The sequence below is a fragment of the Pseudomonas sp. B5(2017) genome, assembly GCF_002112825.1.
GTDB lineage: Bacteria > Pseudomonadota > Gammaproteobacteria > Pseudomonadales > Pseudomonadaceae > Aquipseudomonas > Aquipseudomonas putida_Z.
In genome coordinates this window covers 329,716-341,462 of sequence record NZ_NEIR01000004.1, presented here as the reverse complement: position 1 = coordinate 341,462, position 11,747 = coordinate 329,716, and the positions used below count along the sequence as shown (strand labels likewise).

Annotated in this window: 10 protein-coding genes; 3 read left to right on the top strand and 7 right to left on the bottom strand. The window is 66.5% G+C overall.

Going from position 1 to position 11,747, the window contains the following annotated elements; all coding sequences use genetic code 11:
• Positions 1 to 103 precede the first annotated feature (103 nt).
• Together pvdM and CAG00_RS08500 are read left to right on the top strand one after the other, a co-directional pair.
• The gene (gene pvdM / locus CAG00_RS08505; protein ID WP_085664038.1) at positions 104 to 1,450 is read left to right on the top strand and encodes a pyoverdine-tailoring dipeptidase-like protein PvdM; all 1,347 of its coding nucleotides are present in this window, start codon (positions 104 to 106) and stop codon (positions 1,448 to 1,450) included.
• Positions 1,451 to 1,467: 17 nt separating this feature from the next.
• Positions 1,468 to 2,754, top strand: coding sequence for an aminotransferase class V-fold PLP-dependent enzyme (locus CAG00_RS08500; protein ID WP_085664037.1), 1,287 nt, complete (start codon positions 1,468 to 1,470; stop codon positions 2,752 to 2,754).
• Positions 2,755 to 2,896: 142 nt separating this feature from the next.
• Here CAG00_RS08500 and CAG00_RS08495 read toward each other — a convergent pair whose 3' ends face one another.
• The gene (locus tag CAG00_RS08495) at positions 2,897 to 3,862 is read right to left on the bottom strand and encodes an alpha/beta hydrolase (protein WP_085664036.1); all 966 of its coding nucleotides are present in this window, start codon (positions 3,860 to 3,862) and stop codon (positions 2,897 to 2,899) included.
• A gap of 142 nt (positions 3,863 to 4,004) precedes the next feature.
• Between CAG00_RS08495 and CAG00_RS08490 the strand changes: the two genes are divergently transcribed.
• Positions 4,005 to 5,126, top strand: coding sequence for a cupin-like domain-containing protein (locus tag CAG00_RS08490; protein WP_085664035.1), 1,122 nt, complete (start codon positions 4,005 to 4,007; stop codon positions 5,124 to 5,126).
• Between the two features lie 141 nt (positions 5,127 to 5,267).
• On the opposite strand, the gene CAG00_RS08485 is transcribed toward CAG00_RS08490, so the two are convergent.
• The 6 genes from CAG00_RS08485 to CAG00_RS08460 all read right to left on the bottom strand — a co-directional run bounded on the left by CAG00_RS08485 (position 5,268) and on the right by CAG00_RS08460 (position 11,746).
• A complete protein-coding gene (locus CAG00_RS08485) occupies positions 5,268 to 6,659 on the bottom strand; it encodes an aspartate aminotransferase family protein (protein WP_085664034.1) in 1,392 nt (463 codons plus the stop codon).
• A 217-nt stretch (positions 6,660 to 6,876) separates the two neighbouring features.
• Entirely contained in the window at positions 6,877 to 8,199 is a 1,323-nt protein-coding gene (locus CAG00_RS08480; RefSeq protein WP_025339993.1) for an ATP-binding protein, read from the bottom strand.
• On the bottom strand, positions 8,196 to 8,879 hold the full coding sequence (locus tag CAG00_RS08475) for a response regulator transcription factor (protein ID WP_025339994.1): 684 nt from the start codon (positions 8,877 to 8,879) through the stop codon (positions 8,196 to 8,198). The genes CAG00_RS08480 and CAG00_RS08475 overlap by 4 nt, the downstream gene beginning before the upstream one ends.
• A gap of 120 nt (positions 8,880 to 8,999) precedes the next feature.
• A complete protein-coding gene (locus CAG00_RS08470) occupies positions 9,000 to 9,563 on the bottom strand; it encodes an NTP transferase domain-containing protein (protein WP_085664033.1) in 564 nt (187 codons plus the stop codon).
• A complete protein-coding gene (locus CAG00_RS08465) occupies positions 9,560 to 10,531 on the bottom strand; it encodes an XdhC family protein (protein WP_085664032.1) in 972 nt (323 codons plus the stop codon). Before CAG00_RS08465 ends, CAG00_RS08470 begins: the two co-directional genes overlap by 4 nt.
• A 3-nt stretch (positions 10,532 to 10,534) precedes the next feature.
• The gene (locus CAG00_RS08460; RefSeq protein WP_075045863.1) at positions 10,535 to 11,746 is read right to left on the bottom strand and encodes a cytochrome c; all 1,212 of its coding nucleotides are present in this window, start codon (positions 11,744 to 11,746) and stop codon (positions 10,535 to 10,537) included.
• Position 11,747: the final 1 nt, after the last annotated feature.

The following is an 11,747-nucleotide window of genomic DNA, read 5'->3' as shown; positions in this document are numbered from 1 at the left end:
CAGCGACCTGATAGCGGCTAAATTTCTCGGCTGCGAGCTCGTTCACTGCAGGTAGCGGCGGCCTCTGTGCCCATCCCTCGACGGTGAACCTACTGAGACCAAGATGACGACTCCACGCTGGAAGAAAGCCCTGTTTATCAGCCTGGCCGCGGCGGTTGCCGCTGGCGCCGGGTTTGCCGCCTGGCACTACTTCGCCACACCCGCCGGCTATCCCAGGGAGGTGACCCGCCAGGCCAACGACCTGCAGGAACGCATCATCTCGTTCGACAGCCATGTCACCCTGCCGCTGACCTTCGGCACCGAAGGCAGCGAGGCCGACAAGGATGGCGGCGGCCGCTTCGACCTGGCCAAAGCCGCACGCGGGCGTTTGTCTGGCGCGGCCCTGACCATCTTCGCCTGGCCAGAGTCCTGGACCGGTGACGGTGGCCCGCACCGCCCTACCCCAGGCTTCGTCGAAGCCGCCCGCCACACCCAGGAGGTGCGCTACAACGCCATCACCGCCATGGTCCGCGACTTCCCGCAGCAGGTGGGTATTGCCTATACCCCGCAAGACATGCGGCGCCTGCACGGTGAAGGCAAGTTCGCGGTGTTCCTCAGCATGCTCAACGCCTATGCGCTGGGCGATGACATCGACCAGCTCGACCGCTGGGCCGCGCGCGGCGTGCGCATGTTCGGCTTCAGCTACGTGGGCAACAACAGTTGGGCCGACTCTTCGCGCCCGCTGCCGTTCTTCAATGACACCGCCGATGCCCTGGACGGCCTGTCGCCGGTCGGCAAGCGCGCCGTGCAGCGGCTGAACGACCTGGGCGTGATCATCGATGTGTCGCAAATGTCCAGCAAGGCGCTGGCCCAGGCCGTCGCCCTCAGCCGCGCGCCGGTGGTGGCCTCGCACTCGGCGCCGCGGGCGATGGTCGACATCAGGCGCAACCTCTCCGACAAGGAGCTGCAGCTAATCAAGGACAGCGGCGGCGTGGTCCAGCTGGTGGCCTTCTCCACCTACCTCAAGCCCTTGAGCAGCAAGACCCAGGACAAACTCAACGCCCTGCGCGCCCGCTACGACCTGCCGCCACTGGCCAACCTCGACTACGCACTGATGCCCGGTGACCCGGTGATCGCCGGCTGGCCCGAGCAGAAGGTCGGCCAGTACGCCAACGCGCTGTACGGCATTCTCGAGGAGGAACCGCCGGCCACGCTCAAGGACTATGGCGACGCCATCGACTACACCGTGCGCAAGGTCGGCATCGACCATGTCGGCCTGAGTTCGGACTTCAACGAAGGCGGCGGCATCGACGGTTGGCAGAACGCCAGTGAAGCACGCAACGTCACCGCCGAACTGATCAGCCGCGGCTACTCCGAAGCGGATATCGCCAAGCTCTGGGGCGGCAACTTCCTGCGGGTGTGGGAGCAGGTGCAGCGCGCCGCGCAACCTGTCGCCACCTCATCCCCCTGACCCTTGCGAGCCATTTGATGAACGATCGTCGCACCTTTCTCAAGCAGGCCGGCCTGCTTGCGGCCGCCCTGCCCCTCACAGGCCCACTGCTGCCTGCCGCCCGAGCGGCAGCTGCGCAGCCTGCCACCGCCAGCGACTGGGCCGGGTTTCGCAACCTGTTCGAGCTGGACCCGGCCTACGCGCACTTTGCCAACTTCCTGATCACCTCGCACCCACGGCCCGTGCGCGAAGCCATCGAGGCGCTGCGTGCCCGCTTCGACCGCCACCCGGCCCGCATGGTCGACTGGGACAGCCAGTCGGAATGGAAGCACGAAGCCGCCGTGCGTGAATGGGCGGCCCGCTACCTCGAAGTGACGCCCCGGCAAATCGCCCTGACCGGCAGCACCACCGAAGGCCTGGGGCTGATCTATGGCGGGCTGAAGATTGCCCCGGGGCAGGAAATTCTCACCACCGTGCACGAGCATTCGGCCGCCCGCCATACCATGGGCTTTCGCACCACGCGCGATGGCACACCGGTGCACCGGTTGCGCCTGTTCGACGACCCCGCCAAGGTCAACAGCGACCAGGTACTGGCCACCATCGCGGCGGCCATCGGGCCGAAAACACGGGTGCTGGGCATGACCTGGGTGCACTCGGGCAGTGGCGTGAAACTGCCCGTTGGCGAGATCGGCGCGCTGGTGCGCGAGGTCAATGGCCAGCGTGACGAGCAGGACCAGATCATCTACGTGATCGACGGTGTGCATGGCTTCGGCGTCGAAGACATGCGCTTTGCCGATCTCAACTGCGACTACTTCATCGCCGGCACGCACAAGTGGATGTTCGGGCCGCGGGGTACCGGGATCATCTGCGCGGCGTCCACCGAACTGAAGCAGCTGAACCCGAGCATTGCCACGTTTTCCGAGAACGAGGACTTTGCCACGGTGATGACGCCCGGGGGTTACCACGCGTTCGAGCACCGCTGGGCATTGGGCAAGGCGTTCGAGCTGCACCTGCAGTTGGGCAAGGCGGCGGTGCAGGCGCGGATTCATGGGCTTAATGGCTATCTCAGGCAGCGGCTTGAGGCGCTGCCGGGGGTCGAGTTGGTGACACCGCGCAGCACGCAGTATTCGGCGGGGTTCACCTTCTTCCGGGTCACGGGGCAGGATGCTGACGAGGTGGCCCGGTATCTCAACAGCCAGCGCATCGTGGTCGATGCGGTTTCGCGGGATGTCGGGCCGGTGGTGCGGACGGCGCCTGGGCTGTTGAATACCGAGGCGGAGATCGAGCGATTGGTCGATGTGTTGAAGAAGCACCTTCGCGGGTGAGGCCCTGGGGCCGCTGTGCGGCCCATCGCGACACAAGGCCGCTCCTACAGGTACAGCGCCAAGCTCGAATAGACGCGGTCTACTGTAGGAGCGGCCTTGTGTCGCGAAAGGGGCGCGCAGCGCCCCCGGCAATTTCGGCCCATCACCGGCCAATGACCCGCTTCAACCACTCCCCGACATCCCGGTAAATCCCCTCCACCTGCCCCACGATCCCCGACATGCGCAAGAAGTCATGGGTCAACCCCTCCACCCGGGCAAAGGTCACCGCCGTCCCACCCGCCACCAGCCAGTCACGATAGGCCATGCCCTCATCATGCAACGGGTCATACTCGGCCACGAACAGGCAAGCCGGCGCCAATGGCTCGCGCAGCGTCGACAGCAACGGCGACACCCGCCAGTCCAGGCGCTGCTCGCACTGCGGCACATAATGCTGGTAGAACCAATCCAGCGTAGGCGTCTCCAGCAGGTAACCCTCGGCATGCTCGCGATGGGACTCACGCCAGCAGGAGATATCGGTCACCGGGTAGAACAGCAACTGTGCCAGCGGCTTGAACGCCAGCGCCTCCGGCTGCTCCACCGCCGTAATGGCCAGCACCGCCGCCAGGCTGGCGCCCACACTGTCCCCTGCCAGCACCACCCGGCGGTTGTCCAGGCCCAGCGAGGCCGCCTGCTCAGCCAGCCAGTTGGCGGCGTCCAGCACATCGTGCAAGGCTTTCGGGAACTGCTGCTCCGGTGCCAGCCGGTAGTCCGCCGCCAGCACCGCGAACTCGCCCAGGGCCGCCAGGCGACGGCACACCGAGTCATGCGAATCGAGGCTGCCGACCACATAGCCGCCGCCATGCAGGTACAGGATCACTGGCTGCAAGGCAGCACCAGCATCGCCCTGGCGGTACAGACGAGCAGCCAGGCGGGCACCGTCGCGCACGGTAATCTGCAACTCGCTGGCCGTGACGTTGCCGGGCGGGCTCGGGTCGAGTATCTGCGAGCTGCCTTCGAACTCGGCACGGGCCTGGGCCACGTCCATCGCGTGCATGGGCAGGCTCCTGCCCGTCAGCCGGCCAAATTCGACCAGTTCCAGAAATGCCGCCAGATCAGGGTGCAATGCCATGTGGGTTCCTTGGGTGAACAATGTGACTCGAGTCTCCCTACGGGACGTAGCAGCACACCGAAAAATTACCCGCCCACACGGCTAAATCGTTGGTGCAGGCACTCGTTATCCCAGCACAACGAAAGACCGCCAGAGGCATACCGTGGACCTTCAGAGCATCCTCAGCAAACTGTTCGCCAACGCCCATGCCGTCGGCATCGAAGGCGTTTTCCAGTTCGTCTTCGGCCAGGACCGGGCCTTCTGGTCGGAGGTGCGTGACAGCAGCCGCACCGGTGCCGGCCGGCACAGCGCCCCGGACGTCACCATCGAGGTGGCCGAGCGTGACTTCCTCGGCATCATGGGCGGCACCGCCAACGTCGAAGAACTGTTCGCCAGCGCCCGCCTGAAGATCAGCGGCAACATGGGTTTGGCCACCCTGCTGCCGCAGATCATCAGCAACGCCCGGCGCGGCGCGCCGGCGACCAAGGTGTCGATGAACCAACGCTACCCGACACCGGCACGCCTCAGCGAACGGGTGTCGGCCGCGCAACCGGTGCAGCGCGAGGTGGCACGCATTGCCCGCGCCGACATGCCGCTGGCGCGCTTCCAGGGCGAATACCTGGCGCACGGGACGCCGGTGGTCATCAGCGATGCCCTGCAGGACTGGCCGCTGTTCACCATGGGCCGCGAAGCTTCGCTGGAGCATTTCGCCGAACTGCAGGGCATCACCCGGCACGGCGATTACGTGAAGAAGACCTTCTCCACCGACCGCGACTTCCGTTCCACTTCCATGGCCGACTTCATCGCCTCGCTGGACACCCCTGCCAAACCCGGCGAAACCCCGGCCTACATGGGCAACAACATCGTGCCGGAAAAGCTGCTGACGCTGATTCGCTACCCGCAGTACTTCGCCCGCGAGAAGTTCATTGCGCCGCGCATCTGGATCGGCCCCAAGGGCACACTGACGCCACTGCACCGCGACGACACCGACAACCTGTTCGCACAGGTATGGGGGCAGAAGTCGTTCATCCTTGCCGCGCCGCACCATCGCCCGGCCCTGGGTACCTGGTCGACCAGCCCCAAGGGCGGCCTGGACGGCTGCGACTTCAACCCCGACGCCCCGGATTACCAGCGCTTCCCGGCGGCGCGCGAGGTGCCGTTCCTGCGCGTGGTGCTGCAGGCCGGTGACCTGTTGTTTCTGCCCGAAGGGTGGTTCCACCAGGTGGCGTCTGTGACCACCTCGCTGTCGGTGAACTTCTGGGTGAATTCCGGGCGCGGTTGGTAGCCGGGATTAGCAAGGGGCGCTTTGCGCCCCTATCGCCGGCAAGCCAGCTCCCACAGGTACAGCGCAAGCCTTCCGGTCGGCGCAGTCCCTGTGGGAGCCGGCTTGCCGGCGATAGGGCCGCGCAGCGGCCCCGGCAATCGATCAGACCGCCGCGATCAACGCCTCGGCAAAGCGCTGCGCGACCTCATCGATCTGCTCGCCACTGATGATCAACGGCGGCAGGAAGCGCACCACCGCCCCATGCCGCCCACCGAGTTCCAGGATCAGCCCGCGCTTGAGGCACTCGCGCTGCACCTTCGCCGCCAATTCACGGTTGGCCGCCGGATGCCCAAGCGCATCCCGCTGGCCTTGCGGGTCCACCAGCTCCACCCCAAGCATCAGGCCACGCCCGCGAATATCACCCAACTGCGGATAATCCCGCTGCAACTGCTGCAGGTGCTGGCGCAGGCGCTGGCCCATGGCCTCGGCATGCTCTGCCAGGCGATGCTCGACCAGGTAATCGATCACCGCCGAACCCGCCGCCATGGCCATCTGGTTACCACGGAAAGTGCCGGCGTGGGCGCCCGGTTTCCAGGTGTCCAGCCAGTCGCGGTACACCACCACCGCCAGCGGCAGGCTGCCGCCAATGGCCTTGGACAGGGTGACCACGTCCGGGATGATGCCGGCATGCTCGAAGGCGAACATGCGCCCGGTACGGGCGAAACCGCTCTGGATCTCATCGACGATCAACGCCACGCCGGCCTGCTCGGTGATACGGCGTACCCCCTTGAGCCACTCGATATCGGCCGGAATCACCCCGCCCTCGCCCTGCACCACCTCGAGGATCACCGCCGCCGGCAGCGGCACGCCGCTTTCCGGGTCGAGCAGCAGGGTTTCCAGGTAATGCAGGTTGGCCCTGACCCCGGCTTCGCCGCCCAAACCGAACGGGCAACGGTAGTCGTAGGGGTACGGCATGAACTGCACACCGTTGCCGAGCAAGGCACCCAGCGGCTGCTTCGGCCCATGGCTTCCCATCAGGCTCAGCGCACCCTGGCTCATGCCATGGTAGGCGCCATGGAAGGCCAGCACGGTGCTGCGACCGGTGGCGCTGCGCACCAGTTTCAGCGCTGCTTCGACCGCATCGGTACCGGTCGGGCCGCAGAACTGGACCTTGGCCTCACGGCGCAACGCCTCGGGCAGCACGCCGAACAGGTCCTGGACGAAGCGGTCCTTGACCGGCGTGGTCAGGTCCAGGGTGTGCAACGGCAGCTCATCGGCCAGTACCCGCTGGATCGCCTCGACCACCACCGGGTGGTTGTGGCCCAGCGCCAGCGTGCCGGCGCCGGCCAGGCAGTCGATGAACTGGCGGCCTTCGACATCCTCCACATGGATGCCACGGGCGCGCTTGAGTGCCAGTGGGATGCGCCGCGGGTAGCTGCGGGCGTTGGACTCCTGTTGTTGCTGGCGTTGCAGCAAGGGTGAATCGGTGAACTCGTACAAGGTACGCGGCGCGCTGGTCGGCGGGACCTGGGCAAGGCAGGAAGCGGTGGACATGGGTGAATCCTCGCAAGCAAGCGAAAGTGCGGGTGTTCGTCGCTTGGAGAACGCTTGAGTGCGGGGAGGATTTAGCGGTTGCTGTGGGATTTTTGAAAGCAGGCCCGGCCTCTTCGCCGGTAAACCCGCTCCCACAGGATTGGCACAGATCTCAGGGTTGATGCAGTACCTGTGGGAGCGGGTTTACCCGCGAAGAGGCCGGCACAGGCAATAAAAATCAATGCCCCGAGCGCGCCGGCACTTGCAACAACACCCGCAACCCATCACTGCGGCTGTCGAACTTCAGGCTACCGGCACAACGCTGCACGATCGCCTGCACGATCGCCAGCCCCAGCCCGCATCCACCACTCTGCCCGTTACGCCAGAAGCGCTCGGTCAGGTGTTCCAGGTCCGCCTCGGCAATCCCCGGCCCATGGTCCCGCACCATGAAGCCCACCTGGCCGTCAGCCATCTGCACCTCAAGCTCCACCGCCTCGTCGCCGCCATGGCGCAAGGCGTTGTCCAGCAGGTTGCGCAGCGCCGCCACCGCCAACGGCGCAGGCATGCCCAGGTAGATCTGCGTAGCGGCTTCAGGCAAGCGCAGCACGATGCGCCGGTTGTCACCGCCGCCGGCATCCTGCACCGCCTGCCGGGCCACCTGCTCGGCGCTGCACTGCACGCCATCCTCGAACGACAGGCTGCCCTCCACCCGCGCCAGCATCAACAACTGCTCCAGCGTGCGGTGCATGCGGTCGGCGCCCTGCTCGGCATGTTCCAGCGCCTGCTCACGCACGGCGCCATCGGTCATCCGCGCTACCTGCAGGTGGGTCTTGATCGCCGTCAGCGGGCTGCGCAGTTCATGCGCGGCATCGTCGGTCAGGCGCCGCTCACGCTCGATGGTCTGGGCAATACGCAGGAACAGCTGGTTCTGGGTTTCCAGCAACGGTTGCAGTTCGCTGGGCATCCCCGCCACCTGCAGCGGCTCGACGCTGTCCGCGCGCCGGCGGCGCAGGGCATCGCGCATGCGGTTGAGCGGCTCCAGGCCCTTGCCCAGGCCGATCCACAACAACCCCAGGCTGCCAAGCAGGGCCATCAGCACCGGCGCCGAGGCTGCCAGCAGGATCGACTGGTTCAGCGCCTCGCGCTCCATGTGCCGGTCGGCGGTGGTGATTCGCACATCGCCATGGTTGTAGGTGAAGGTGCGCCACAGCGCGTCGTCGATGGTCTGGTCACGGAAACCGCTGCGTTCATCGTCCATGACGCCATCATGCTTGTGGTTGCTGGCGAGAATCTCGCCACGCAGCGAGCTGACCTGGCAGGCCATGCCGTCCGGCACGCTGAACTGGTCGGCGGAAAAATGCGCCTCCCCACCCTTGGCGGTCAGCGGCTGCGGCAGCTGGTCGATCAGCCCGGCAACCATGCGCGCCGAAGCCACCAGGCGCTGGTCGAGGGAGAACATCATCTGCTGGCGCAGGTCGCGCAGCATCCACGCGGCGGCCAGCGCCCAGATGATCACGAAGGCGCTGCCCAGGATCAGGCTCAGGCGTACCCGCAGGCTCATGATGCGGCCTCCTCCGGCGCCTGCGCCGGGCCAAGGCGGTAGCCCAGACCGCGCACGGTCTCGACGATGCCGTTGCCCAGTTTGCGCCGCAGATGGTGGATATGCACGTTCAGGGCATTGCTCTCGACTTCGTCGCTGAAGCCGTACACGCAGTCTTTGAGCTGCTCGCCGGACAGCACCCGCCCGGGGTTCTGCAGCAGCGCCTGGAGCAATGCCTGTTCACGCCGGGACAGGTCGACCGGCTGGCCGGCCAGGGTTGCCTCGCAGCTGCTCGGGTCGTAGCGCAGCGGGCCGTGTTCGATCACATTCACCGCCCGCCCGGCCACCCGTCGCAGCAGGGTGTGCAGGCGAGCAGCCAGCTCGCGCAGGTCGAAAGGCTTGAGCAGGTAATCGTCGGCACCGGCCTGCAGGCCATCGACCCGGTCGGTGACCGCATCACGGGCAGTGAGCACCAGCACTGGCAGCGTCTCGCCTTTCTCGCGCAGGCGGCGCAACAGCTTCAGGCCGTCTTCGTCGGGCAGGCCAAGGTCGAGGATCATCACGTCGAACTGCGCGGCCTGCAGCATCGCCCGTGCATCGGCGGCGTTGCCCACACGGTCCACGGTCAGGCCCTGGGCGGTAAGGCCGGCGCAGATGCCGGCGGCGATCAGGTCGTCGTCCTCACAGAGCAGAACGTGCATGGCGGGGCTCCCGGAATGGTGTGGCTGGCATTGCACCTTGGGCAGATTAAGGGGGGATTATGGACCTTTTGTGGGGTGGATTGGGGTGTTCGTCTTGGGTGCGATGGCGAACACCAGGGCCTAAATCAACCCCTGCGGCGTATCTACATCCAGCAACACCCCAGCATCCTCCACTTCAACCACCACGCAACAATCCAGATGCGCTTGCACCACCGACCGGGCTCCTTCATCCCCGGCAAGCTGCCCCAGCGCCGGCCAGAAGTCGCGGCCGAAGACCACCGGGTGCCCCTGCTGCCCCGCATTGCGCGGCAACACGATGGTCGAGGCGGTGGCCGCCTCGGCCAACCGACGCAAGGTTACCGACTCGATCCAAGGCATATCACCCAGCAAGATCGCCACCGCCTGCGCCTGGCTGTCACCCAACGACCTGGCGCCGGCAGCCAGGCTATGCCCCATCCCCGACGCCGCATCCGGGCTGGCGATAACCCGGCAATCGGCAGGCAAGGCAAAATCCTCGCTCCACTCGCCCGCGCGCAACACCACGCGCACATCATCGAACACCGCTTGGGCCCGTTCCACACTATGCGCCAGCAGGCTGCGACCATCAGCCAAGGTCGCCCGGCGCTTGTCTGAACCGAAACGCGTGCCGCGGCCTGCCGCCAGCACCAGCGCAACCACGCTCACAGCGCGCCCCGCTCGATGCCGTTGCGCACCCGCAGAATGTCGGCCAGCACCGCCAAAGCGATCTCGGCCGGGGTCTTGCTGCCCAGGTTGAGGCCGATCGGGGCGTGGATGCGGCCCAGTTCGACCTCGCCCAGGCCACCGATCCGCCGCAGGCGTTCGCGGCGCTTGTCGGAGGTCACCCGGGAGCCCATCACACCGATATAGAACGCCTCGGTGCGCACCGCTTCGAGCATCGCCAGGTCATCGATCTTCGAGTCGTGGGTCAGCGCCACCACGGCTGTGTCGGCATGGCAACCGCCATGGGCGATGAACTCTGACGGCAGCTCGTGGCGCACTTCGATGCCATCCAGCCGCACGCCGTCGAGCACTTCGTCACGGGGCTCGCAAAGGATGACTTCGAAGCCCATGCCCTTGCCGAACTCGGCACAGAAATGCGCGACGCTGGAGTACCCGGCCAACAGCAGACGCTGGGCGGCACCCACACGCAAGAGTACACAAGCACTTTCACGCTGCACACGCGGCCCCTGGCTGTGGTCATCGGCAAGCAGGCGCCTGCCCTCGGGCAGGCTCACTTCACGCAGCACGCGGCGCTGGCCCTGCAATGCGCTTTCCAGCTCACGCAGGTGCGCCTGCACGTCACATTCGGCCGGCAGGTTCTCCACCAGCACTTCCAGCACGCCGCCACAGGGCAGGCGGATGCTCGAACGCGAGTCGCTGCCATCGCCATAACGCACGATGGCCACTGGCTCGGGAAACTCCCCCCGGCCCACGCGCTCGAGAAAGTCGTCTTCGACGCAGCCACCGGACAGCGAACCCAGCCACTGCCCGCTGGCGTTCACCGCCAGCAGCGAGCCCGGCGCACGGGGCGCCGAGCCATAGGTGGCGAGCACCGTGCACAACCACACCCGCTGGCCTCCGCACGACCACTGCAACGCCTGGCGGACCACCTGTAGATCGAGATGCTGCACCCTTTACTCCGCCTTCAGCTCGGCGAGCTGCTGTACGCTCAGGTCACCGGGCAATCCACCCCAGGCCTGGCGCAGGTAGTTGACCATATCCGCCACCTGCTGGTCATCGAGCTTGTCGGCAAAGCCCGGCATCGGCTGCATGCGCTCGAAGCCGGTGAACTGCTGCTCACGGATGCCTTCGAGGACCACCTTGACCAGGTTGCGCGAGTCGGCCTGGCGCAGCACCGTGTTGCCGCGCATGGCCACGGCGATGTGCGGCTTGCCCTCGCCGTCCACCCCATGGCAGCCGGCGCAGACATTCAGGTATTGCTGGCGGCCGCGCCTGGCGCTGTCGCTCATCTGCTCCAGTGCCACCGCCTGGATGGCCTTGGCCGGCGGTGGCTGGTCGCCCAGCAGGTAGGTGGCCATGGCCGCCAGGTCGGCATCCTCCAGGTGCTGGGTGCTGTGGTGCACCACCGGGAACATTTCGTTGAACATGCTGCCCTGGGCGCTGATGCCGTGCTTGAGGAAGGTGGTCAGGTCCGGCTGGGTCCAGCCGCGCTCGGCCAGGTCCTGGGCCAGCAGGCTCGGGGCCAGGTAGCCACCCAGCAGGCCGCCGCTCAGGCGCTGGTCCTGCTGCAAAGCACCGATCGGGTTGCGCGGGGTATGGCACTCGCCGCAATGGCCCATGACTTCGACCATGTACTGCCCACGCTGCCAGGCCGGGCTTTTGCCCTCGGTCGGCTGCAGTTGCACGCTTTTACCGTACAGCATGTTCCAGCCGCTCAGCCCCTGGCGCACGTTGAACGGAAAGCGCAACGCAGTCTGCGGTGCCGGGCGGTTGATTGGCGGCACGGTCATCAGGTAGGCGAGGATCGCGTCCGAATCTTCGCGCTTGATCAGGTGGTACGAGGTGTACGGCATCGCCGGGTAGAGGTTGGCGCCGTCCTTGCGCTTGCCCTCGGTTACCGCGGCGAAGAATTCGTCGGCGCTGTAGTTGCCGATGCCGTACTGCTTGTCCGGGGTGATGTTGCTGCCGTAAATGGTGCCGAACGGCGAATGGATCGGCAGGCCGCCGGCGTACGGCGCGCCGCCTTCGGCGGTGTGGCAGGCCATGCAGTCGGCCGCGCGGGCCAGGTATTCACCGCGCTTGACCTGCGCCTGGTCGGCTGCCTGGGCAAGCGAGGTAATGGCAAGGCCGAGAGCCAGCGCCAGTGCGCTACGAACAAGACCCATG